General features: G+C 67.2%; 25 protein-coding genes. 9 read left to right on the top strand and 16 right to left on the bottom strand.

The features are described from left to right. Nucleotides 1-13: 13 nt before the first annotated feature. Entirely contained in the window at nt 14-448 is a 435-nt protein-coding gene (locus ACIBCN_RS41965) for a hypothetical protein (protein WP_396998130.1), read from the bottom strand. A gap of 525 nt (nt 449-973) precedes the next feature. Further along, nucleotides 974-1,435 (bottom strand): hypothetical protein, encoded by a 462-nt coding sequence (locus tag ACIBCN_RS41960; RefSeq protein WP_396998129.1) that lies wholly within the window; start codon nt 1,433-1,435, stop codon nt 974-976. Nucleotides 1,436-1,759: 324 nt separating this feature from the next. Here ACIBCN_RS41960 and ACIBCN_RS41955 point away from each other — a divergent pair, with 324 nt between their 5' ends. Further along, nucleotides 1,760-2,725: a glycoside hydrolase gene (locus ACIBCN_RS41955; protein WP_396998127.1), complete on the top strand. Its 966-nt coding sequence runs from the start codon at nt 1,760-1,762 to the stop codon at nt 2,723-2,725. Nucleotides 2,726-2,777: 52 nt separating this feature from the next. Here ACIBCN_RS41955 and ACIBCN_RS41950 read toward each other — a convergent pair whose 3' ends face one another. Beyond that, complete coding sequence (locus tag ACIBCN_RS41950; RefSeq protein WP_396998126.1) at nt 2,778-3,362, bottom strand: isochorismatase family protein; 585 nt, start codon at nt 3,360-3,362, stop codon at nt 2,778-2,780. Between the two features lie 205 nt (nt 3,363-3,567). Next, complete coding sequence (locus ACIBCN_RS41945) at nt 3,568-4,005, bottom strand: MarR family winged helix-turn-helix transcriptional regulator (RefSeq protein ID WP_396998125.1); 438 nt, start codon at nt 4,003-4,005, stop codon at nt 3,568-3,570. A gap of 449 nt (nt 4,006-4,454) precedes the next feature. On the opposite strand from ACIBCN_RS41945, the gene ACIBCN_RS41940 reads away from it, so the two are divergent. Beyond that, nucleotides 4,455-4,913, top strand: a complete 459-nt coding sequence (locus tag ACIBCN_RS41940) for a DUF4254 domain-containing protein (protein ID WP_396998123.1) — start codon at nt 4,455-4,457, stop codon at nt 4,911-4,913. A 12-nt stretch (nt 4,914-4,925) separates the two neighbouring features. Here the strand turns inward: ACIBCN_RS41940 and ACIBCN_RS41935 are convergent, their stop codons facing one another. Next, complete coding sequence (locus ACIBCN_RS41935; RefSeq protein WP_396998122.1) at nt 4,926-5,081, bottom strand: hypothetical protein; 156 nt, start codon at nt 5,079-5,081, stop codon at nt 4,926-4,928. 342 nt (nt 5,082-5,423) lie between these two features. Between ACIBCN_RS41935 and ACIBCN_RS41930 the strand changes: the two genes are divergently transcribed. After that, complete coding sequence (locus tag ACIBCN_RS41930; protein ID WP_396998121.1) at nt 5,424-6,686, top strand: PucR family transcriptional regulator; 1,263 nt, start codon at nt 5,424-5,426, stop codon at nt 6,684-6,686. Nucleotides 6,687-6,713: 27 nt separating this feature from the next. Here ACIBCN_RS41930 and ACIBCN_RS41925 read toward each other — a convergent pair whose 3' ends face one another. Beyond that, complete coding sequence (locus ACIBCN_RS41925; protein ID WP_396998227.1) at nt 6,714-7,550, bottom strand: alpha/beta fold hydrolase; 837 nt, start codon at nt 7,548-7,550, stop codon at nt 6,714-6,716. Between the two features lie 701 nt (nt 7,551-8,251). Between ACIBCN_RS41925 and ACIBCN_RS41920 the strand changes: the two genes are divergently transcribed. Together ACIBCN_RS41920 and ACIBCN_RS41915 are read left to right on the top strand one after the other, a co-directional pair. Next, complete coding sequence (locus tag ACIBCN_RS41920; RefSeq protein WP_396998119.1) at nt 8,252-9,592, top strand: lipase family protein; 1,341 nt, start codon at nt 8,252-8,254, stop codon at nt 9,590-9,592. A 51-nt stretch (nt 9,593-9,643) separates the two neighbouring features. Further along, the gene (locus ACIBCN_RS41915; protein WP_396998117.1) at nt 9,644-10,573 is read left to right on the top strand and encodes a DMT family transporter; all 930 of its coding nucleotides are present in this window, start codon (nt 9,644-9,646) and stop codon (nt 10,571-10,573) included. On the opposite strand, the gene ACIBCN_RS41910 is transcribed toward ACIBCN_RS41915, so the two are convergent. Beyond that, nucleotides 10,548-11,387 carry a DUF72 domain-containing protein gene (locus ACIBCN_RS41910; protein WP_396998116.1) on the bottom strand — a complete coding sequence of 280 codons (840 nt, stop codon included), beginning with the start codon at nt 11,385-11,387 and terminating at the stop codon, nt 10,548-10,550. The genes ACIBCN_RS41915 and ACIBCN_RS41910 overlap by 26 nt on opposite strands. Before the next feature lie 84 nt (nt 11,388-11,471). On the opposite strand from ACIBCN_RS41910, the gene ACIBCN_RS41905 reads away from it, so the two are divergent. Both ACIBCN_RS41905 and ACIBCN_RS41900 read left to right on the top strand, forming a co-directional pair. Then, the gene (locus tag ACIBCN_RS41905) at nt 11,472-11,894 is read left to right on the top strand and encodes a PPOX class F420-dependent oxidoreductase (protein ID WP_396998115.1); all 423 of its coding nucleotides are present in this window, start codon (nt 11,472-11,474) and stop codon (nt 11,892-11,894) included. A gap of 175 nt (nt 11,895-12,069) precedes the next feature. Then, a complete protein-coding gene (locus tag ACIBCN_RS41900; protein ID WP_396998113.1) occupies nt 12,070-12,234 on the top strand; it encodes a hypothetical protein in 165 nt (54 codons plus the stop codon). Nucleotides 12,235-12,251: 17 nt separating this feature from the next. On the opposite strand, the gene ACIBCN_RS41895 is transcribed toward ACIBCN_RS41900, so the two are convergent. The 7 genes from ACIBCN_RS41895 to ACIBCN_RS41865 all read right to left on the bottom strand — a co-directional run bounded on the left by ACIBCN_RS41895 (nt 12,252) and on the right by ACIBCN_RS41865 (nt 18,306). Next, nucleotides 12,252-13,457, bottom strand: a complete 1,206-nt coding sequence (locus ACIBCN_RS41895; RefSeq protein WP_396998112.1) for a TetR/AcrR family transcriptional regulator — start codon at nt 13,455-13,457, stop codon at nt 12,252-12,254. Between the two features lie 14 nt (nt 13,458-13,471). Next, the gene (locus tag ACIBCN_RS41890) at nt 13,472-15,019 is read right to left on the bottom strand and encodes a long-chain-fatty-acid--CoA ligase (RefSeq protein ID WP_396998110.1); all 1,548 of its coding nucleotides are present in this window, start codon (nt 15,017-15,019) and stop codon (nt 13,472-13,474) included. Between the two features lie 14 nt (nt 15,020-15,033). Then, on the bottom strand, nt 15,034-15,864 hold the full coding sequence (locus ACIBCN_RS41885) for an SDR family NAD(P)-dependent oxidoreductase (protein WP_396998109.1): 831 nt from the start codon (nt 15,862-15,864) through the stop codon (nt 15,034-15,036). A gap of 15 nt (nt 15,865-15,879) precedes the next feature. After that, nucleotides 15,880-16,290 (bottom strand): MaoC/PaaZ C-terminal domain-containing protein, encoded by a 411-nt coding sequence (locus ACIBCN_RS41880; protein WP_396998107.1) that lies wholly within the window; start codon nt 16,288-16,290, stop codon nt 15,880-15,882. Next, complete coding sequence (locus ACIBCN_RS41875) at nt 16,287-16,745, bottom strand: MaoC family dehydratase N-terminal domain-containing protein (RefSeq protein ID WP_396998105.1); 459 nt, start codon at nt 16,743-16,745, stop codon at nt 16,287-16,289. The genes ACIBCN_RS41880 and ACIBCN_RS41875 overlap by 4 nt, the downstream gene beginning before the upstream one ends. 4 nt (nt 16,746-16,749) lie before the next feature. Beyond that, on the bottom strand, nt 16,750-17,937 hold the full coding sequence (locus ACIBCN_RS41870; protein ID WP_396998103.1) for a lipid-transfer protein: 1,188 nt from the start codon (nt 17,935-17,937) through the stop codon (nt 16,750-16,752). Nucleotides 17,938-18,138: 201 nt separating this feature from the next. Next, a complete protein-coding gene (locus tag ACIBCN_RS41865) occupies nt 18,139-18,306 on the bottom strand; it encodes a hypothetical protein (protein ID WP_396998102.1) in 168 nt (55 codons plus the stop codon). A 302-nt stretch (nt 18,307-18,608) separates the two neighbouring features. Here ACIBCN_RS41865 and ACIBCN_RS41860 point away from each other — a divergent pair, with 302 nt between their 5' ends. Next, nucleotides 18,609-19,928, top strand: coding sequence for a fatty acid desaturase family protein (locus tag ACIBCN_RS41860; protein ID WP_396998101.1), 1,320 nt, complete (start codon nt 18,609-18,611; stop codon nt 19,926-19,928). A gap of 3 nt (nt 19,929-19,931) precedes the next feature. On the opposite strand, the gene glpK is transcribed toward ACIBCN_RS41860, so the two are convergent. Both glpK and ACIBCN_RS41850 read right to left on the bottom strand, forming a co-directional pair. Then, nucleotides 19,932-21,464, bottom strand: a complete 1,533-nt coding sequence (glpK, locus tag ACIBCN_RS41855) for a glycerol kinase GlpK (RefSeq protein WP_396998100.1) — start codon at nt 21,462-21,464, stop codon at nt 19,932-19,934. Nucleotides 21,465-21,494: 30 nt separating this feature from the next. Beyond that, nucleotides 21,495-22,259: an IclR family transcriptional regulator gene (locus ACIBCN_RS41850; RefSeq protein ID WP_396998098.1), complete on the bottom strand. Its 765-nt coding sequence runs from the start codon at nt 22,257-22,259 to the stop codon at nt 21,495-21,497. A 250-nt stretch (nt 22,260-22,509) separates the two neighbouring features. On the opposite strand from ACIBCN_RS41850, the gene ACIBCN_RS41845 reads away from it, so the two are divergent. Further along, nucleotides 22,510-23,328 carry an MIP/aquaporin family protein gene (locus tag ACIBCN_RS41845; protein ID WP_396998096.1) on the top strand — a complete coding sequence of 273 codons (819 nt, stop codon included), beginning with the start codon at nt 22,510-22,512 and terminating at the stop codon, nt 23,326-23,328. The last annotated feature ends 24 nt before the right edge of the window (nt 23,329-23,352 follow it).

The raw sequence follows: 23,352 nt of genomic DNA, 5'->3' as shown, positions 1-23,352 counted from the left end.
GCGGATCAACTCATCACCCGAGCGGTTTGGCCTTCGGTGCGCCGCCGCCGGGGCTCGGCTTGGGTCCGAGGAAGAGATCGAGCCACTCGTCCGAGGTTTTGCCGAGTGGCCCCATCTCGGCACCACCGTGCGGGGGCCGAAGGAAGTCCCGCAATGCGGAATCGAGCGCGGCGGCGACTTCCGGGTCGGCGGCGGGCGTCTCCCCTTCCGCCTTGCCGCCCTTACCGTTGCCCTGCTTGCTCTCGGCGCCCTTGTCGCCCGGCTTCTTGCCGCCTTCCGGCGCGAAGAGGCCGAACAGGTCGTTCTGCTCGGCGGGTGCGGTTTCGCTGGGCTTTGACCCCGGTGCCTGCGGCGTGGGGGCGGCATTCGCCGCGCCGGTGGCAACGGCGAGCGTTGCCGCGACGGCGAGCAGACCGGTCACCGCGGCGGTCGCGCTTCTGTGAAACATAGGTAACCCCTTGTCGTATCGAATGCGGTACATGCGGCCGGCAACAAGTCAGACACGTGTCGGCACTACGGCATATTCGGATCCACGGCGGGTCTGGATCGGAGAATTCGGCACGAATATTCGCCGTGGCCGATAAATTGCCCGATTACCCGGGGCTGCGCCACAAATACCCGCCGCTGAAGACACGACCGATGAGGCCCGGGGATCACCCGGACCTCATCGGACTGTGTGTACAGCGATAGCGAGCCGCAGGGGCGACCACGACTCACTCTGCGGAACTGTCCCGAAGTTCGTGGGACCCCACCAGATTACCTAGCCGAGAGCAATCCCGTGGCGATTCCGGATGGAATGATCTACCGACCGAAGGCCCGTCCATAAACGCAACCTTGCATTCGTGAAAAAGTGACACACCAATGCGTGCGACGCTTGACGCGAATCAGTAACAAGAACCACCGCCGACCCTGAATTACCGCTACGTCGCCACTTTCCGGCCGGTCTATCTGATGTATCCCGCCCCGATCTGAACTATGGCTCGTGCGGATCGTGTCCAGCGAGGGCGTTATAGATGTCGCAGGCGGCGATCAGGGCTTTACGGGTATCCACCTGACGGGCGGGGTCATCAACGCTGGTCACGCTGCGCCAGTCGACCCAGGCGGCGGCGAGTTGGTCCACGGCCTTGCCGACGCCGTCGACGCCGGGGGCCGCGTCGTCGATGCCTTCGATCAAATATCGGCGCAGGGTGCGGGCCGCGCGCTCGATCGCGGGGCTGTTGACCCGGCGCGAGGCAGGCGGGGTCAGGTCGGTCGCGGCCCGATGGCGGTGAATCCACTCGTCCACCGCGGCGAGCAGGCAGGCGGCGCGCAGTATCGCCGCCGCCGGATGTCGTTCGGGGACAACGTCATGCATCGCGTCCAGCAGTTCGCGGGCGGTTGGCAGCGCGGGCGACGGCTGCGACCCCAGTTGCGGTCCATCTGCGAGCTCGGGCATGGTTCCGACTCCATACATTTGGCGTTCGGCGAACGAGCGAGACACGGGCGGGCCTACCCGGTCGGTGACCGGAGTGCTGTGCCGGGCGGATCCCTTACCTGAACTGAGGGTCGCAGGTACGCGGGTGGGTTGTCTTGGGCTATACGCCAAGGTTTGCCGCGTAACTTGTTCTCCGACACAGCCATTCGCCCAACCTCCGAGCTCCGGTAGCAGCCGGGGCCGAGTACGACGTGCCGACGCGGGTTCAGGATCACGAGACGACACGTTCCGGCCGAGCCGCCGAGCGAAACCCCATCTACGGCGTGTCGGCGAGTCGATAGCAATATGCTCTGGATAATCCCGAAGGTGGCATTCGTGACGGTGAGTCGCAGGTCCGCGCTGGCGTTGGCGGCAGGTTTGCCCTTGAGCCTGCTGGCACTGAAGCATGCCGCGGCCAAAGCACCGGTGATGCGGTACACGATGACCGCGTTCACCAATGACACTGAATCCGATTTGTACGTCTACGAATCCACCGACGCGACCAACTTCCAACTACTGCGCGGCCCCGCCTACCGTCCCCCGGCCGGACTGCTGCGCGACCCCTGCCTCTTCCGGCACGTCGACGGCGTCTACTACCTCACCTACACCACCGCGTGGGAGGGCCAGGCGATCGGCTTCGCGCGCAGCACCAACCGCGTCGACTGGCAGCACATGTACGACTTCCCGATCCAGGTGGACGGCCTGAATGTGACGTCGAGCTGGGCTCCGGAATGGCTGGTCGACGCGCAGGGCCGGGTCAATGTCATCGTGTCGCTGTCCGACGGCTGCCGCTTCACGCCGCACGTGATGACCGCGACCGACCCTTCGCTGCAGTCGTGGACTCGGTTGACCCCACTGGCCGGGCTCGGCCCCGTCCCCGGTTACGTCACCCCCGCCGACCGCCCCACCTGCGATCGTTTCGGCTACGGCTACATCGACACCACCATCGTCCACCACGACGGTGTCTACTTCGCCTTCACGAAGAACGAAACCAGCAAACTCATCGAACTCGCCATCGCCCCCGCACCCCTCGGCCCGTATTTATTTGTCGAGACCGGAGATTGGGCAGGCTGGGGTGCCCCTCGCGAGGGCCAATGCGTCATCCCGCTCCCCAACGGCGGCTGGCGAATCTTCTTCGACGACTACGACGAGAACAACCCGAGGTACTTCTACAGCGATAGCGCCGACCTCCGCGGCTGGACAGCCCCCACCGAACTCCCCGGCCTCTCGGGCACTGTCCGCCACTTCACCGTCATCCCCGAAATCGCCTGAGCCGTAGGCGGTCCGACAGCAGCACCCGGCCGCTGCCGAACGCACGTATCGACTAGCGGGTCTTGTCCAGCAGTTCGAGGATTTCGGCGGTGCTGCCGGTCTCGGCGAAGCGCGGGAGGACTCGGTCAACGCTGTGCCGGTGGACGGCTTCGTCCATGTCGGTCGTGGCGTCGGTGGCCAGGGTGACGTGGTAGCCGTGGTCGTGCGCGGCGCGGACGGTGGATTCGACGCCCATGCTGGTGGCGACGCCGGCCAGCACGAGCTGGGTGATGCCGCGGCGGCGCAGGTGCAGTTCGAGGTCGGTGCCGTAGAACGCGCCGACATTACGTTTGGTCACGATGAGATCCTCGGCGTGACCGGCCAATTCGTCGACGATGACGTCCCAGCCCTCGGGGCGAGTGCCGCCGGTACGGCGCGGCGCGTCGGTGCGGCCCTGCGCGAAATCCGAGCCGTCGGGAGCTCCGCTCACCCGCACCAGGATGACGGGCAGCCGGTGGGCGCGGAAGGCATCGGCGAGTTCGGCCGCGCGGGCGATGATGTCGGGCATCGAGTGCGGCGCGCCGGATATCGCGGCGGTGCCCTTCTGCAGGTCGATGAGGATGAGCGCGGTGCGCGCGTCGAGCGTGCTGAGTGCCATGCTGTTTCTCCTAGTTGGGTGTCGTGGCTGAGATCGAATCCCGCTCTGGTGGTCTGGATTTGGGTCGGCTGCCGCGGCGCACCGCGATCGCGGCGAGGACCGCGCTGAAGGCGAACACGATGACCAGGCCGGTATGGAACGGACCGGACCGGAGATCAACTGCGGGAAGAACTCTCGCCCAGTCAAGGTCTGCTGCTGCGGGGAATCAGAGGTGGTGCGCGAGTCGCTCGATCAGCGGGGCGGCCGCGGCCAGCTGCTTCAACTGCGCGGGCGTGAACTCCTCGGCGAGCACCCTGGCCATCAATTCGGTTTTCGCACTGCGTTTTTCCGTCAGTACCCGCGAACCGGCGGGCGTGACGGCGAGGACGACGCGCCTGCGATCCGCCGGGTCCGAGTTGCGCGCGATCAGGCCGCGGGCTTGCAACGCGCTCAGCGTCGCCCCCATCGCCTGCGGCGTGATCTGTTCCTTGCGTGCCAGTTCCGCCGAGGTGGCCGGACCCTCGCGATCCAGCCGGGACAGCGCGGTGCGCTCGGGCATGGTGAGCGCGTCCGCCAGCTGCAGATGACGTAATCGGCGCAGTAGCGCGCCGACCCCGGTCAGCAGGGCGGCGGCAACGTCCGCGGCATCCAGATCGTCGGTCACATACTAAGGCTACCTGATCAACTCACTTTATCAACCTACCTTAGTAACTCAGAACAGATTGCCCAGGCATAACCAAAGAGGCCAAACCGAGCGCGAAATGACCTGAATTCGGCTTACGGAAGGCGGTTCGAAGGACGAAAATCGAAGATGCATCCGGCGCCGGGCGCTTTGCTCCCTTATCTCGGGTACGCGCAGAACGGCTGGTCGGCCCAAAGGAATATGGCTGGTCGCCGGGGCCGGGTGCACCTCGACCGTCGCTAGGGAAGGCCAACCTTGCCCACGCAACTGGACCACCGGGAGATGGCGGACGCGCGACAAAGCGTGCGAACCATGAGGCAGAGTCTCCGCAGTGAGGCACGAGCCGGTCGCATTTGCCAGGTGAGCGCACCGGGCCGCGTCGACGCCGTCACGTGACCGTGCAGACCGCTGAAGGACCGAGACCGCGAGCGATGTCCATCGAAGACGGCAGCACCCGACCGCTGCTGCCGGACTGGCACGAATTGTCCGCCGCGTTGCGCTTGCACACCGGCGACCGCCCCGGCGACCACCTCGTCATCCAACTGGCCAGAGCCTTGGCGCAGCTGCACCACACGCGCCGCGCACAGCCCGAGCGCCTGGTGGAAATCGACTGTCGCCGTAGCGAAGTCGTCACCGTGATCGACGACTGGGTGGCCAAGCAGGTGACGCCGCGGCGCGCGAAGGACCGGCCCGCCGAGTCGCTCGGTAGCACCGTCGACCGAATGGCCGCCGCCCAGATCCTCGCCGACCATCTGCTGATGACCGCCGAGAACGTGCCGGAGCAACGTGTGCACGCGGCGTGGTCCCGGCTCGCCGCGCTCGCGATCCAGTGGACCGATCTCGCGCACGACATCGAGTCACGCCGACCCCGTTCGATCGGACGCCGATAGTTCCGGCGGCCGCTACGACGGAATGGTCCAGAGGTAAGCCGAAATCGGCGGGAGTTCCGTGGTATCGACCAGGGGGTCGACACGTAGCAAGCCGAGGAATTCTTCCAACGACGTATAGCGCACCAAAATGTCCTCCAGCAAGCGGCGCGCGGCGTCCTCTGGTTTCATGACGGGGTTATGCCCACGAGTCCGCTATACAAACCGACCAATACGTTTCTGCGGTGCTCGGTAGTTCGCTGATCGACGATCCGTTCATTACGGCCCTCCATGAGTTGGGTCAGCGCTGAATGGAACGTGCTCAGATTACCTATCCGTGGTCCGCGGAGTCGCATTCCTCAGTGTGCGTCGCGAACTTTTCAGACCGGAAAAACAATCCATGGATGCCGACCAGTCGGTAATAGCGCTCGACGACTCGGCCGAACCCGAAGTAGGCAGGACTACTTGACATCTCGTCGCACCGATAGGACGAATGCGCCGCGCCCGGGCAGCCCGCGCAGCACAATGTGGGCTATGACTGCCTTGGATCAGGAAGCCCTCGACTGGCTCGTCCAGTTCGGGGCACAGGCGCGCAGCGACGAGCAGACCCAACAGCTGGTCGACCTGGTCGACGGCAAGATCAACGAGGTCAACGCGCAACTGCCCGGCGACGCCGAACTCGCCGAGATGCTGCACGCGGCAACCCGCGCGCACTGGCGCAGTTTCCTCGCCATGGTGAGCAGGGAGGTATTCGAGGTGCACCCGCCCGCGGAGGTGCTCGCGCTGTCGCGGACCGTCGCCAGGCGTGGGTTCGGGATCGACGTGGTGATGCGGACCTACCGGGTCGGGCAGGCCATGCTCTGGCAGTTCATCACCGACTTCCTGAACAAGGCGATCGAGGACGACCAGCTGCGCAGCGCGGTCCTGCTGCTGTTCTGGGATCGGGTGCTCGAATGGACCGACACCTGCGTGGAGGCGTCCGTGGCGGTCTATACCGACGAGCGCGAGCAGTGGCAGCGCGGCGCGCTGGCCCGCCGGTTCGGGCTCGCGGGTTCGCTGCTGCGCGGCGACGCGATCGACATCGACCACGCCGAGGCGCAGCTCGGTCACTCGCTGCGCAGGCACCAGACCGCGATCGTGCTGTGGGCCGACGACTCGGCCACCATCCCGGATCCGGTGCGCACGCTGGAGAAGTTCGGCAACGAGATCGCCGCGCTGCTCGACGCGCCGCGTCCGCTGATGCTCTCGTCCGGCGTGCGCGGCATGTGGGCCTGGATCGCCACCTCGGGCGTGCCCGACCTCGCGGCGCTGCCCACGGTCGGGCAGCCCGGGCTGCACGCGGCCATCGGTTCGGCGGCGCCGGAAATCGCCGGATTCCGGCAGAGTCACCGCGAGGCGCTCGCCGCGCAACGGGTGGCGATCGCCACCGATTTCGCACCGACGGTGATCCGCTACGCCGACGTCGAATTGGTCTGCCTGACCACCGGCGACGGCAGCGTCGAGGCGATGCGTGTCCTGGCGGCAAGGGAATTGGGCGCGTTGACGACCACCGACGAAACCACCGCCCGATTGCGCGAAACGCTGCTGGCGTACCTGGCGAGCGGGCGCAACGCACCGGCAACAGCGCAGCAGTTGAACGTGCACCCCAACACTGTTCGCTATCGCATCAACCAATCCGAGGAATTGCTCGGGCATTCCATCGAAGAACGCGCGACCTATATCGAATTGGCGCTGCGTTGCGCGCAGACCTACGGCGATAAAATCCTTACCCCGCAGCCGGATCGAGCCATTGCCTGAATAATACGAACGCGGCACGATTGTCCCTCAACCGTCGATATCGGCCAGAAAGCTCTGCACCAGTGCGGTAACAACGCCGGGCTGCTCCAGAACGCAGCAGTGCCCGGCATTTTCGATCACCTCGAACCGCGCCTTGGGTATCAGCTCCGTGAGCCGCCACGCGTCCGCGATCGGGGTCACCGCGTCGTCGGCGCCGACCGCGACCAGGGTCGGCGCGGTGATGCCGCTGATCTCGCGATCGGCCGGAGCGCGACCGATCGCGCCGCGGATCGCCCTGCGGGTGCCTGCGCGGTCGATGCGATCGAGCCGCTCGGCCCATTCATCGATGGTGTCCGCGGCGGCCGGATCGGCCAGGAACGCGGGCCCGAACAGCAGCCGCGCGACCTTGCCACGAACTACGTCGACGCCGAAAAGGCGTACCGCCCAGATGAGCCGGGTGTAGCTGCCGACCATGCTCCGGTCCTGGGAGCCCGCGCCGGTGGACAGCAGCGTGAGTGACCGCAGCAGTTCGCCGCGCCGGGCGGCGACCCGTTGCCCGACGAAACCGCCCATGCCGATGCCGACCCAGTGCACCGGCGCGAGGCCGAGCGTCTCGATCAGCCCGACCGCGTCGGCGGTCAGCGTGTCCATGTCGTAGCCGCCCGAGGTGGGCTGGGTGCCGCCCTGCCCGCGCCAGTCGATCGCGATACAGCGGTAGTGCTCGCGCAGCACGGCGATCTGCGCGCGAAACATCCAGCCGCCGAACAGCAGACTGTGCCCGAAAACGATGACGGGAGCGTCGGATCGGCCGTTCGGGTCGCCGGTGTCGGTGTATCCGATCGGTACGCCGTTCACCTCGATGGTCCGGATGACCGTGGAGAGCATCACCGCTGCACCCGCGGCGTGGCCGCGTCGTCGGAGCGAAAGGTCTGGTCGGCGGTGCGATCGACAACGAGCGTGAGCAAGAGGGGCTCCTCGGGGGTGGCCTCAACCGAAAACCGGGATAGCGCACTTATGAGCGTGGCAGAGGTGCGGGCCGCAACGCTTGGCCCAGCTGCCAACGCTGTCGAGGTGCGTTGGTACCGAGCACAACCCGCACTGTCAGCGCCTCGCCGCGGCCACCGGCAGGAAGATCGAGGAAGCCGAAATCGAAAGTCACGTGAGTACCCCGAGTTTCACAACGAGGCAGCGGAGGAATAACGCATCCCGGACGAACCGGGCACGTGCCGTGCCGACCGCTGCCGGATCTGTCCTGATCGTCCTAGAAGTTGTGCAATGTGCACAATTCGTGACCCGGTAAATTAGCACTTTACCTCTGGACCCGTGACCAGTTGTAGCATTTGCTGTTACTTAGCCTTACAGACATTCTGGTGGGTAATACGCGGCGCGCCGTATACCGGAGCGAGGTCGCGGCCGGAATACTTTCTGCGCCCGACAGATCCATTTGTTGGATCTCATCAACACATCCCACCAGCGAAAGAAGCTCAATGAATAGCGTTGCACCCGGAAAGCTCGGGCGATTCCGCAGTGCGGCGTTCATCGCCCTTATCGCGACTTCCATTCAAGTAGCTGTTGGAATACCAGCAATGGCGGCACCGGCCGGGCAAGACCCGGCCGCACAGCAGGTTCCAGTGCAACCCCCGCTGCCGTTCCCGATACCGCCGTCGCCGCCGGAACTCGATCCGGGATTCTATGCGCCACCCGCCGACCTCATCGCTTCGAAGCAGCCCGGCGAAATCATCGCGGCCCGCGAGGTCCATCTGGCGTTCTATTCGGTCATTCCGTTCAATATCGATGCCTGGCAGCTGTCGTATCGGTCCACCAACACCAGGGACGAGCCGATTGCCGCCGTCACCACGCTGATGAAGCCGCGCGGCGACAACGGTGGCGCGCCACGCCCGCTGCTGTCGTACCAGTTCCCGCAGGACTCGAACGCGCAGTACTGCGCGGCATCCTATGTGCTGCAACAGGCTTCGGTGCCGGGCAATATCGCCGGCCAGTTCGACATCCCGTTCGAGTTCGTGCTGCCGCTGACCGCGCTCGGCGCGGGCTGGGCGGTGGCGATGCCGGACCACGAGGGGCCCGACTCCGCCTTCGCCGCCGGTCCGCTCGGCGCGCGCATCACCCTCGACGGCGTCCGGGCGGCGGAGAACTTCGCGCCGATGGGCCTCACACCGCAGACCAAGGTGGGCCTGGCCGGGTACTCCGGCGGCGCGATCACCACCGGGCACACAGCCGAACTGGCCGCCTCCTACGCTCCGGAACTCGATATCGTCGGGGTGTCGGAGGGCGGCGTCCCGGCCGACATCAAGGCGATGTATCAAATGGCCAGCGGCAATCTGGGCGCCGGACTGATCTTCTCGGGCCTGCTCGGCGTCGCGCGGGAGTATCCGGAGCTGGCCGCGTACAACGACCAGCACATGAGACCGATCGGCAAAGTCCTTGCGCCGGTGAAGAACTCGTTGTGTCTCTACTCCGCCGCGTTGCTCCCGTTCATGAACCTGACCGACGGCATGTACGACGTGCCCAACGCGCTCGACGATGCCGTCCCCACCAAGGTGTTCGACGCGCTCCGGATGGGTCATTCGGTGCCGAAGATGCCGATGTTCATCTTCAATTCCAACCCCGACTGGATCGCCCCGGTCGGCCCGGTCAACACGCTGGTCGACGAGTACTGCCGAGACCCCAGCGCCCAAGTCCACTACACCCGTGACCACTTCAGCGAACACATCACGCTGGAAATCGACAGCATCGCGCGGGTGCTGCTGTGGATGAAGGACCGGTTCGACGGTGTCCCCGCCGAGCCGGGCTGCTCGATCCACGACGAGGGCTCCATGGCGCTGGATCCCGCCAGCTGGCCGATCTGGCTGCAAGGCGCGGGCACGGTGCTGGCCGGGCTGCTGCAACAGCCCATCGGCAGCCGATAGCCCACCCGATATTCCGTCGCGATCCCGGTCCGACCGTGCCACAGTCATGGGATGACCGGGCAGCGGACGGCGGCACTCGCCCACCAGATCGTCGCGCCGACCGGAACCACCGGCGCGACGATCGGCATTGCCGTTGGCGCGCTGATGGTTTCGACCTCGGGCGTGTTCATCGCGTTGGCGGGCGCGCCGACCGAGGTGTCGACGTTCTATCGCTGTGCGCTGGTGTTGCCGGTGCTCGCGGTGTTCGCCTGGCTGGAAAGCCGCCGCAATGGTCTGCTCGACGCCCGCGAGTGGGGGTTCGCGCTCCTGTGCGGTGCGTTCTTCGCCGCCGACATGTTCTGGTGGGGCGCGGCGGTGCTCGAGGCGGGCGCCGGGCTCACCACCGTGCTGGTGAATGTGCAGGTGGTGGTCGTGCCGCTGATCGCGTTTCTGATCGACCACGAAAGGCCGAGCAGGCGTGTGCTTTTCGCGCTGCCGGTGATGGTCTTCGGCCTTGCCGCGGCCAGCGGTCTCCTGCAGCAGGGCAGCACCGGCCCGGCGCCGGTGGCTGGTGCCGTACACGCCATCGTGGCGGGCATCTGCTACTCCGGCTTCCTGTTTCTGTTGCGACGCAGCGGAAGACGGGGACGCAACCTGCAGACCTACGCGGTGTCGATCGTTGTCCCCGCCGTTGCCGCACTCGCCTGGGCGCTGGTGCGCGGGTTCCCGTCGACGCTGCATATCGGCGGGGCGGCGCTCGGCTGGATCGCGCTCACCGCGCTCACCAACGGGGCCATCGGCTGGCTGCTCGTCGCCCGGTATTCGCCCATGGTGCCCAGCGCGATCGGCGCGGCGCTGCTGCTGACACCGGTCGGCTCGCTGCTGCTCGGCGCGTTGATCCTCGGCGAGCGACCCGCGCCGGTCCAAATCATCGGCTGTGTAGTGATTCTCGCGGTCGCCTACGGCGCCTCGGGGGTCAGAAAAGGGTCATCGGCTCGGTAGACGCGGGTTCGGGCAGCGCTGCCAGCTCCGGCACCTCGGCTGCCACCTCCGCGTGAAAGCGGCGAGCGAGCGTCACGCCCTGCGCGTTGTCCGGAGTGTGGATGAAGACGGTGGGCGATCGACCTTCGCGCAGCCAGTCGGCGACCGTGCCGATCCACGGCTGCCAGCCCTCGACGGTGCGCTCCGTCGAGTCGCGGCCGTGGTACCGAACAATCGGGAACTCGGTGAGCGCGCGGGTCCGGCGCGGCAGGCGCGGCTTCTTCGAATACGCCTCCTGCTCGGCGACGGTGACCGGGGGTCCGTCGAAAAGCGTTGTGGTGTCGAACGGTATCCATTCCGCGCCGACCCGACCGAGCACGCTCTCCAATTGCCTGGCGGCCCGCTCGTTCTCGAAGAACGCGGGATGGCGCACCTCGACCGCGGAACGGTAATGCGCGGGAAGCCGCCGCAGAAACAGCGCGAGCGCGCCGAGATCGTTCGGACCGAACGAGCCGGGCAGCTGCACCCACAGCGCGTGGGTCCGGGGGCCGAGCGGTTCGATCGCCGAAAGAAACGCCCGCATCTCCTCATCGACGCCGCTCAGCCTGCGCTCGTGCGTGATCGACTTGTGCAGCTTGATCACGAACCGGAAGTCGGGCGCGGTCTGCGCGGCCCACGACTCCACCGTGCGCCGGGCCGGTATCGCGTAGAAGGTGGTGTTGCCCTCCACCGCGTTACAGCGCTCGGCATAGGCCGCCAGCCGGTCCCCCGAAGCCGGTTGCCATTCCTGCCATGCCGCGTGCGTCCACATCGCACAGCCCACGTGAAGCCGCATGCCAGCGACGGTAGTACAGCGTGCCGACACGAACCGCGGCCGCAGGCCGGGAATGAATGCGCCAACCCGGTGGTAGAACCAAGCATGCAACTCGACGACGATGCTCGCGCGCTCATCGGAGCCGGCGCGGACGCCACGCTGGTCACGATCAACCCGGACGGCAGCCCGCAGGTGAGCGTGGTGTGGGTGGCGCTGCAATCGACTCCGGACGGCGACGAGCTCGTCACCGCCCACCTCGGCGAATACAAGAAGGTACGCAACGTCCGCCGGGACGGCCGGGTCGCGGTGACGATCCTGTCGGCCGAGCGTGGCGAAATCATGCGGCCCTACCTCTCGGTCACCGGAACCGCCCGCATCGTCGAGGGCGGCGCCCCCGAGCTCCTCGCCGAACTGGCCAAGACCCTGGCCAGCCCCGATGCCGGCTTCCCGCCTGCCGACGCACCGCCCGGACTGCTGACCCGCATCCGGATCGACAAGGTCGGCGGCATCGGGCCGTGGGCGTCCTGATCGACCGCTGACGGGCCGGTCGGCTCGTATCGACGGAATGTGACGTTGCACCGGTCGGCCAGGAACCGGCGGCGAAAACTGGTTCGGCTGCATACAGTTTCGGTAACGCCGTTGCGGGCACTCGGCTATCGCGGAGTGCCCGCGCAACGTCTTGATTCTGAGGAGATCCTCCGTCGTGGTCCGTCCAGACAACTTCACACGTTCCCCCCAAGCACCTACCAGCACCCCAGCCCGCACCGGTCCCACCGTGGTGTGGCCCGACCCCAGCCCGCTCGCCTCCTGGTGGCTACAGGTGATGCGGCCCGGGTCCGGCGAGCGCGCCGCGTTCGACGCGGTGTGATGACCCAGGTGGCGGTGTTATCCAGGACCGCCGCGTAATTCGGACAGGGCGAGCACCTCGGCGCCCAGCGCCGCCGACGCGGACACGATGTCGGGGAACGCGCGCAGGTGCGGAGTCAGGGCAAGGTCGTTCAGCATCGACTGCGCGGCCTGGACGCGCATGCGGGCCGGGATCGGGTCCCAGTCGGGGTGCAGTCCGCGCAACAGGTGCACCCACTCGGCGATGTAGGCGCGTTGCGCGGCCTTGGCGCGCCTGCGGTCCGCGTCGGGGAGGTGTCTGGCCTCCGAGACAAGGGTCTGCATGAGGTACGGATTCTCGAAGACGAAGGCGCCGTAGCCCGCGAGCAGGCGTTCGAGCCCGTCGCGCGGATCGGCGGCCTGCGCGAGTGCGCGGTTCATATCGATGCGGAGCCATTCGTCACCACGGACGATGGCCGCCATCAGGATGTCCACCTTCCCCGGGAAGTGGTTGTAGACGCTGGGACCGGCCATGCCGACGGCGGCACCGATGTCGTCCATGCTGACGCTCATGAAACCGCGCTCGGCGAAGAGCGTGGTCGCCTCGGTGAGAATCGCTTCGCGACGCGAGCGCGCGGCGAGCGGCGGTGGCACCACCTGCCGATCCCGCCGCTCCCCCAGCTCCGGCGTCTGTGCGGAAATCACCTTGGTAATGAATTCGCCGAGCAGCGTGCTGAATTCGGGCTCGGGCAGCGAGAGCCCATGGAATGACACGCTATTGGCGACCGCCAAGGCGGCCCAGGCGAGCAGGTCGGCCGCCGCCGGATCCAGTTCCGGACGGCGGGCGGCGATGATCTCGGCGAGCCGGGCACCGATCTGCCTGGCCTGGGCGCGAAACGCGGCCCGGTCGTCGTCGGACAGGTGCCGGGCCTCGCGCCGCCACAGCACCCCGACGTCGCGGCGGGCCAGCACGGTCGCGGCCAGGGTGCCCGCGAGGTCGCCGGGTTCGCGCGCCGCCGTGTCGACCGCGGTGGCGAACGCGGTCAACGCCTCGTCCACCACGGTGGCCAGCAGGCTCTGCTTGCCACGGAAATGCCGGTACAGCGCGGACGGTCCGATGGCCACCGCCTCGGCCACCTCGCCCATCCCCACATTCGCGTATCCGTTGCGGCAGAACAGCTCCGCGGCGGCGGCGACGATCAGTGCGCGCCGATTCGCCGGCCTGGTGCCACGGGCCGGACGGACCACGCCCGGCCCGTTCACCATTCGATATCGCTCCCTCAGGAAACTTGACTGTCGCTGGGATCCCAGTACTTCTTGCGAAGTTCGCGCTTGAGGATCTTACCGGCGCCCGACATCGGCAACGCGTCGGTGAACTCGACCGTGCGCGGCGACTTGTAGCCGGCGATCAGCGTTTTGCAGTGCGCGCGCAGCTCTTCGCCGGTGGCCTGCGCGCCGGGCAGCAACACCACGACGGCGTGCACCCGCTCACCCCATTCGTCGTCCGGCACGCCGATCACCGCGCAGGCGGCCACCGCCGGATGGGCCGCGAGGGCGTTCTCCACCTCGACGGAATACACGTTCTCGCCACCGGTGATGATCATGTCCTTGATCCGGTCGACGATGAACACATAGCCGTTCTCGTCCATCCGGCCACCGTCGCCGGTGTGCATCCAGCCGCCGCGCAGGGCGTCGGCGGTGTCCTGCGGCCGATTCCAGTAGCCGAGCATGACGCTGTCGCCGCGCACGACGACCTCGCCGACCTCGCCGCGCGGCACCTCGTTGTCGTCGGGGTCGACGATGCGCACCTCGACGTGCGGGGTGGCGCGGCCCGCCGAGCGCCGCAACGCCGGATTGTCGTGATCGGCGGGCGAGAGCAGCGTGGCCACCGGCGCCAGCTCGGTCATGCCGTACGCCTGGGTGAATCCCGCTGCGGGAAAGACCTTTCGGGCCCGGCCGAGGACCGCCTCGGAGATCGGCGAGGCACCGTAGGTCACCGTCTCGACCGTGCCGAGATCGAAGTCCGCGACGGCCGGATCGTCGACCAGCATCTGAATCATGGTGGGCACCAACAGCACATTGGTAACGCCGTGCTCGCTGATCGCCCGCGAGACCCCGGCCGGGGTGAACATCGGCACGATGACGTGAGTGCAGTTGACCAGGTTGCCCGCCGTCAGCATGGCGATATCCGCGAGGTGGAACATCGGCGCCGTATGCAGCACGGTGCCGCCCCGGCGCACGAATTCGCCACCGGCGGTGCTGCCGAGGGCGGAGATGACCATGTTGTCGTGGCTGAGCATCACGCCTTTGGGATGCCCGGTGGTGCCGCCGGTGTAGAAGACGCCGGCCAGGGTGTCGCCGCCGGTTCTGGTGTCCTCGACGGGCGTGTGCTCGGCGACGAGCGTCTCGTACCGCAGTACGTCGGCGGGCGGTTCGCCGTCGCCGCAGAAGATCACCGAGGACAACTCCGGAAACTGTTGCCGCAGTGCCGGAATCATCGCGGCGAAGGCGTCGTCGACGAGCAGCACCCTGGTATCGGATTCGCGCAGCGAGTACCCGATCTCGGCCGGGCTCCAGCGAATGTTCACCGGATTGACCGCCGCCCCGATCCACGGCACCGCATACAGATATTCGTAGTAGCGATCGGAATTCAGCGCCAGCATGCCGACCCGATCGCCGGGCCGGACACCGAGCGCCACCAGCGCACCGGCGAAACGCGCTATGCGATCGACGGATTCGGCGATGGTGCGCATCCGGTCGCGGTAGATCGTCAGCGGACGATCCGGATTCTGCTGCAGATTGCGGTGCAGGGATTGGGTCAGGTACATGGCGGTGCCTGGTCCTAGAGGTTGAAGCCGCCGCCACAGACCAGGGTCTGCGCACTGACATAGTCGGATTCCGGCAGGCAGAGCAGATACACCGCACCGGCGGCCTCGGCCGGCGTGCCGCCGCGGCCGAGCGGGATCATCTGCTCCATCGCGGCGAGCAGGTTCGGGTTCACGCCGACCTTGATCTCCTTGCCCTGCACGTCGATGGTGCCGCCGGAGCCCGCGGGCGCCTCGGTGAGCCGGGTCTTGATCAGGCCGAACGCGACCGCGTTGACGGTGACGTTGTAGCGGCCCCACTCCTTGGCGAGCGCCTTGGTGAGGCCGAGCACCCCCGCCTTGCCGGACGAGTAATTCGCTTGTCCCGCATTGCCGCCGGTGCCCGCCATCGAGGAGATATTGACGACCTTGCGGCACGGCACCGGCTCGCCTGCCGCCTTGGCCTGCTTCACCGCCGCCGCGATCACCGGCTGCGCGGCCCGCAGGATCCGGAACGGCGCCTTGAGGTGCACGTCGAGGATGGCGTCCCATTGTTCGTCGGTCATCTTCTGGATGACCGAGTCCCAGGTGTAACCGGCGTTGTTGATGATGATGTCCAGCCCGCCGAACTCGTCGACGGCGGTCTGCACGAAACGCTCGGCGAACCCGTCCTCGGTGACGCTGCCGACGCACGACACCGCCTGCCCGCCGGCGGCTTCGACCGCCGCGACGGTCTCCTTGGCCGGTTCGGCGTCGAGATCGTTCACCACGACCTTCGCGCCCGCCCCGGCCAGTTTCAGCGCGATCTCACGGCCGATGCCGCGACCCGAGCCGGAGACAATGGCGACCTTGCCATCCAGAGTTCCCATGTGCCGCAGATCCTTTCAGAGGGCGACGACGGCGTCGCCGGTGAGTGTGACGGTGCCGTCGGCGAGCGTGACGGCGAGGTTCAAGGTGGCCCGGCGTTCGCCGTCCACGGTGTCGATCGCGACGACCGTGCCGGTCGCGGTCGGCTGCGCGTGCACCGGTGTGATCGCGGCGAAGCGCACTCGATAGCTCCGAATCGCCTGCGGGTCAACGCAATCGGTGAGCAGGCGGCCGAGGTAGGCCATCGACAGCATGCCGTGCGCGAACACGTCGTCCAGCCCGGCGGACTTCGCCACGTCGAGATCGATGTGGATCGGGTTGTGATCACCGGACGCTCCGGCGAACAGCGCCAACGTGGTTCGCGAGATCGGCCGCACCCGCAGCGGCGGCAGCTCGGTGCCGAGGTCGATGGCGGCGAGGTCGGTCATTTCGCGGCCTCCGGGTTGCGCACGACGATCACGGTTTTCAGCTCGGCGACCAGGGTGCCGTCGGCGCGGGTGACGATGGAGGTCTTCTCGATGAACTCCAGTGCGCCGCCCTTCTTGCTGTAGACGTTGCCGATGGTCGGCGTCGCGGTCAGCACGTCACCCGCTACGGCGGTGGCGTGATAGGTGAACGATTGTTCGCCGTGCAGCACCCGGCGCAGATCGATGCCGAGATCGGCCAGCCAGCTGAAGGAATCGGGGTTGTCGAGTTCGATGCCGAACAAGAATGTCGGCGGCACGGGGAGATTCGGGTAACCCGCGGCTTTCGCCGCGTCGAGGTCGGTGAAGATCGGGTTCCGCTCACCGATCGTCTCGGCGAAGAACCGGAGCCGCCCGGCCTCCACCGTCAACGTGCTCGGCGCCAACCGCTTGCCGATTACGCTCTGGTCCACGGGCATTCGATCAACTCACCTTCTCGTACAGGGTCACCACGGCGGCACCGCCGAGCCCGATGTTGTGCTGCAGCGCCACCGTCAGGTCGTCGGCCACTTGACGGCCCTCGGCCTGGCCGCGCAGCTGCCACACCAGCTCGGCGCACTGGGCGAGCCCGGTCGCGCCGAGCGGATGCCCCTTGGACAGCAGCCCGCCGGACGGATTCGTCACCACCCGACCGCCGTAGGTGTTGTCGCCGTCGTTGACGAACTTTTCCGCCGTGCCCGCCGGGGTGAGCCCGAGCGCCTCGTAGGTGAGCAGTTCGTTGGCGGTGAAGCAGTCGTGCAGCTCGACCACGCGGATGTCCTCGGGTGCCACTCCCGAGGCCTCGTAGACCTGCTGTGCCGCGGCTTTGGACATGTCGTAGCCGACGATCTTGGTCATGTCCTTCTCGGTGAAGGTCGACGGGAAGTCGGTGGTCATCGCCTGCGCCCTGATCACGATCGAGGGGTCGATGTGGTTGGCCCTGGCGAAATCCTCGCTGACGAGGACGGCGGCGGCCGCGCCGCAGGTGGGCGGGCAGCACTGCAGCCGGGTCAGCGGGCCGTAAATGTGCGGCGAGGCAAGCACTTCGGCCACCGTCACCGGATCCTTGAACACCGCGTACGGATTGTTGGCGGCGTGCCTGCGCGACTTCACCGAGATCTTCGCGAAGGTCTCGGCCGAGGTGCCGTACTTTTCCGCGTACTGCCGCCCGGCCCCGCCGAACATCTGTGCCGCGAAGGGCGATTCGTCGCGCTCCTGGATCTCGTCCATCACCTCGTCGAACCGCGCGAACGGGCTCGGCCGGTCGGCGTAGCCCCTGGCCAGCGCCCCGCGCTGCATCTGCTCGAACCCGACGGCCAGAACCGCCTCGGCGGCACCGGATTCCACCGCCTGGCGCGCGAGGAACAAGGCCGACGATCCGGTCGAGCAGTTGTTGTTCACGTTGATCACCGGGATACCGGTCTGCCCGAGGCCGTAGATCACGGCCTGCCCGCAGGTCGAGTCGCCGTAGACGTATCCGGCGTAGGCCTGCCGGATCTGGGCGTACTCGACGCCGGCATCGAGTAGCGCGGCCCGCGCCGCCCTCGTGCCCATGACGTCGTAGGTCTCGCTGCGGCTCGGCGTGGTGAACGGAATCATTCCCACCCCGGCGACGACGGCGCGTCTGCTCATGTCGTTCCCATCAACGGCGACTAGTGGATATTCACTTATTGCACATGATGTCGTCGTCGGCCGCAAGATATTGGATAAATATGCTGGTCAGTGACCTGCATTACGCTAAGTATCATTCACTTGACTGTCGTCGGGTCCCCGAAAACGACGCGAGCCCCCGCATCTCTCGAAGAGATGCGGGGGCTCGCGTCATGTCCGGCGTCAGGCGTGCGGCGGAGTGACCTCCCCGACAGCAGACGCGGAGCCGTCTTCGGCCCTGCTGAATACCGGCTGATGATGTACGTCACTGCTTTCGGCAGGCGTATACACCTGAATGGGAATGGTGTCGTGGCTGAACAGCCCGGACCCTTGCCCGCTTTCCTGACTCATCCGTCGAGCCTCCTCCGATCGGCCGCGAATAGCCAATCCCCCCTATTCAACCCCGTCCGCCGACAGAACCGCGCATGATCCCGCTCCACTGGGATGTTGTCGTGTCCCGGCCCCGGGTATCCGCCGCGGTCATGTGCCGTTGTCCTGACGTCCTCCTGCTGTTGCCGTGGCGGTGTCCGAGACGCTGGTAGCGTCGAGGCTAGATCGAGGTCGGTGCACCTGAGCAAAGCCGAGCACGACCCGCGTCGGCGGCCTGACCGCCCTTTCCTGCCCTGCGCAGCCGATCCCTCCGAAGAGGACCAATGGCTATCACCGATATCGCCGTGTACACGCACCTGAGCAAGGAAGACATCGAGGCGCTCGGCTCCGAACTCGACGCGATCCATCGTGACGTCAGCGAATCGCTCGGCGACCGCGACGCCGCCTACATCCGGCGCACCATTCGATTCCAGCGCGGCCTCGACATCACGGCCCGGCTGCTGATCGCGGTGCACCGGAACAGGGCGACCTGGCTGCTCGGCACGGCGGCGCTGGCCGCGGCCAAGTGCATCGAGAACATGGAGATCGGGCACAACGTCTCGCACGGCCAGTGGGACTGGATGAACGACCCGGAGATCCACTCCACCAGCTGGGAGTGGGACATGGTCGGCCTGTCGTCGCAGTGGAAGTACTCGCACAACTTCCGCCATCACGTCTACACCAATGTCATCGACATGGACGACGACATCGGCTTCGGCGTGATGCGGGTGACCAGGGATCAGCAGTGGCGCCCGAGCCATCTGCTGCAGCCGCTGCAAAACCTGATCCTGGCCACCACTTTCGAGTGGGGCATCGGCCTGCACGGCCTCTACGCGGCCCGGGACCGGGTCGAGACAAAGGCCGAAAAGGCCACTGTGACAAAGGCTTTTCTGAAGAAGATCGCGCGCCAGGCGCTCAAGGACTACGTGCTGTTCCCCGCACTGAGCGGCAAGCGCTGGCGCCGCGCCCTGGCGGCCAACGTCACCGCCAACGTCGTGCGCAACGCCTGGACGTACGTGGTCATCTTCTGCGGCCACTTCCCCGACGGCGCGGAAAAGTTCACCCCCGCCGCGCTGGAAGACGAGACGAAAGCCGAGTGGTACCTGCGGCAGATGCTCGGCACCGCGAACTTCGACGCCGGGCCCACTCTCGCCTTTGCCAGCGGAAACCTGTGCTACCAAATCGAACACCATCTGTTCCCCGATCTGCCGAGCAACCGCTACGCCGAGATCTCACAACGGGTTCGCGCGCTGTGCGACAAGTACGACCTCCCGTACACCAGCGCGTCGCTGCTGCGTCAGTACCTGCTCACCATGCGGACCATCCACAAGCTCGCGGTGCCCGACCGCTTCCTGATCGCCACCTCCGACGACGCTCCGGAGACCGCCTCGGAGCGCAAGTTCCAGACCGGTGCCGCCCTCGCCGTCGCCGAAATATCAGGCGCGACAACGGGTTTGCGTACCGCGCTGCACAATGGCCGGCTGCGGCTCGAGCTAGAGGCAGGCCTGAAGGGTGGCCGGTTGCGCCGGACCGCTTCCCGGGTCCGTGCGAACATCGCCGGCTCGCTGCGCGCGCCCGTCGCCACCGCCGGCGTCACCGGGTAATCGTCAGCGCGCCTCGGCTTCGTCCCGCCGCCGTTTCGAGCGCAACCAGCCGAACGTCAATTGCACCGCGCGCTGCCAGTTCTCGTACTCGTCCGCCCGATGTGCCGGGTCCATCTGCGGCATCCATTGCGCGGCGAGGCGCCAGTTGTTGCGCAGGCCCTCCAGGTCCGGCCAGTAACCGACGGCGAGCCCAGCCGCGTAAGCCGCACCGAGCGAGACGGTTTCGGCGTTGAACGGACGCATGACGGGGACGTCGAGCACGTCGGAAACGATCTGCATGAGCAGGTTGTCGGAGGTCATGCCGCCGTCCACGCGCAGCGCCCTGGCTTGTAAACCGGAGTCCGCGTTCATGGCGTCGACCACCTCCCGGGTCTGCCACGCGGTGGCCTCCAGCACGGCACGGGCGATGTGGCCCTTGGTGATATAGGACGTCAGCCCGGCGATGAGGCCGCGGGCGTCACTGCGCCAATGCGGTGCGTACAGCCCGGAGAACGCGGGCACGATGTAGCAGCCGCCGTTGTCTTGCACTGTGCGAGCGAGGGTTTCGATCTCGGGCGCGCTGGCGACCAGGCCGATGTTGTCACGCACCCACTGCACCAGCGAGCCGGTCACCGCGATCGGCCCCTCCAGCGCGTACACCGGCTTCTCGTCGCCGATCTGGTAGCCGATGGTGGTGAGCAGGCCGTGCGAGGACTGCACCAACTCGCGGCCGGTGTTCATCATCAGGAACCCGCCGGTGCCGTAGGTGCACTTGGTTTCCCCACGCGCGAAACAGGTTTGGCCGAACAGCGCGGCATGCTGATCGCCGAGGGCGGCGGCGATCGGGATGCCGGGCACCACGCGACGGGTGGTGCCGTAGGACGCGGTGGAGGGCTGGATATGCGGCAGCATCGCCGCGGGGATGCCGAAGAAGCTCAGCAGTTCCGCGTCCCAGGCGAGGGTGGCGATGTTCATCAGCAGCGTGCGGCTGGCATTGGTGACGTCGGTGAGATGCAGGCCGCCGTCGACCCCGCCGGTCAGATTCCAGATCAGCCAGGTTTCCATGGTGCCGAACAACACCTCGCCGCGCTCGGCCCGATCACGCAGTCCCGCAATGTTATCGAGCAGCCAGCGCAGCCGCGGCGCGGCGAAGTAGGTGGCCAGCGGCAGCCCGCTCAGCTCCCGAATGCGGTGCGCGCCAGGCCTTTCCTGGTATTCGCGGACCAGGTCCTCGGTGCGCACGTCCTGCCAGACGATGGCCCGCCGGATCGGGGCGCCGGTGCGGCGATCCCACACCACGGTGGTCTCCCGCTGATTCGCGATGCCAAGGGCGGCAACCTGATCGGCGGTGATACCGGAATCGCGCAGCGCCTGCGGCACGATCCGGTCGACATTGCGCCAGATCTCCATCGCGTCCTGCTCGAGCCAGCCCGGTCGCGGATAGTGCTGCTTGTGCTCGCGTTGCGCGACGCCGACCAGGCGAGCGCGCTGATCGAACAGAATGCACCTGGTCGAGGTGGTGCCCTGATCGATCGCCAGCACGAACCGTTGGGTCATCCGCGTCCTCTCCTGCCATGAGTCAGTGGGTCAGTGTCCGGCGCCCAGATCTCGCGAGACCGCATGGGCGGCGTCACGCACGTGCCCGACCAGGGCGGGACGGTGTCGTAATTGCGGGTCGCAGAGCCGGTCGACCGGCCCGCTGATGCCGATGGCGCCCACCACGAGTCCGCCGTGCGCGCGGATCGGCGCCGCGATGCCGGCCTCACCGGGGCGATACTCCTCGGTGTCGCCCGCCCAGCCCACCTGCCGGACCGAGGCGAGCGCGCGGGTGAGCACCGTGCGATCGACGATGGTGCGCCTGGTGAGCGAGGGCAGCGTTGCGCCGCGCAGGGTGGCCATGAGGTCGGCGTCATAGGCGAGCAGCACCTTGCCGAGTGCGGTCGCATGTGGCGGCAGCAACTCGCCGAGCTCGAGTGCCTGTTCGGTTTTGTCGGGGCGGAATACGTGATGGACCACCACGACGCTGCCATCCACCGGGGCGCCGATGCGGACGGATTCGCCGGTTCGCGCGGCCAGCGCGTCGGCCCAGTTGATGGCGCGGGAGCGCAGCTCGTTGGCGTCGAGGTAGCTGGTGCCGAGATGGACCAGCGCGGCGCCGAGTTGGTACTTGCCGGTCGCCGGATCCTGCTCGACGAAGCCGACGCCCTGCAGGGTGCGCAGGATGCCATGCGCGGTCGGTTTGGCGAGACCGAGCGCGCCCGCGATTTCGCCGACACCGAGTCGGCCCGCACCGCGGGCCAGCAGCCGCAGAATGGCCGCCGCTCGCTCGATCGACTGGATCGGACCGGGCATGTCCCGAAACTAGCCGCCGGATTCGACAATGTCGAACATGCGGTGAACAAAAAGCAACACCCCCGGGGTCCTGTGTGACGTGCGTCATGCCCGCTTCCTCGGCCGCCCGACAGTAGCGGTAGCAGCCGGGGGCGGCCAGGCCCACCGTTCAGCATTGTCGAACGCACGCTATGTCCGGGTTCGGGCCGCCGTCGTAACGTCGAACTTCGCAGGGTCGCGTCGGCGACCGCGGGCGAACGGAGACTCAACGATGAACTTCGGCTCGATCTTCCTGAGTGAAGCACTCGGCACAGGGATGCTGGTCTTACTCGGTGTCGGCGTAGTCGCGAATGTATTGCTGACCAAATCCAAGGGATTCGACGGCGGCTGGCTGTTGATCAACTTCGGGTGGGGTCTCGGCGTTCTCGCCGGCGTGTACGTCGCGTACAAAACGGGCGGCCACATCAATCCCGCGTACACGATCGGCGTTCTGTTCAGCGGCGCGAACGAGTACGCCCCCGGCGTCGAGGTCACCGTCGCCACCACCCTCGCTTACCTCCTCGGCCAGCTGGTCGGCGCGTTCGTCGGCGCGAATCTCGCCTACGTCGTCTACAAGCGGCACTTCGACGAGGAGACCGACGCGGAGAAGAAGCTCGGCGTGTTCGCCACTGGCCCGGCGATCCGCAGCCTGCCGTGGAACTTCGCCACCGAGGTGGTCGCCACCTTCGCCCTCGTCATCGTGCTGCTGGCCATGGGCCACACCGCGACCGGTCTGGGCCCGCTCGCCGCGGCGTTGCTGGTCGTCGGTATCGGTGCGTCGCTCGGCGGGCCGACCGGCTACGCCATCAACCCCGCCCGCGATCTCGGGCCCCGGCTGGCGCACGCGCTGCTGCCGGTGCACAAGGGTGCGGCGGTTCGAGTAGCTGAGCCCGCGACCGTCGGCGGCGGCTCGGCCGCGCCGCTCGCCGACCCGGGTCCCACCGATCCGCCTGGTCGCAAGAACTCCGACTGGAGTTATGCCTGGGTGCCGATCGTCGGCCCGCTGCTCGGCGGCGTTCTCGCCGGGCTGGCCGCACAGGTCCTTTTCTGAGTCACCTTCTCTTTCAGTAATTTT

Source organism: Nocardia sp. NPDC051052 (assembly GCF_044456045.1).
Classification (GTDB): domain Bacteria; phylum Actinomycetota; class Actinomycetes; order Mycobacteriales; family Mycobacteriaceae; genus Nocardia.
This window is presented reverse-complemented; position numbering and strand designations above follow the sequence as displayed.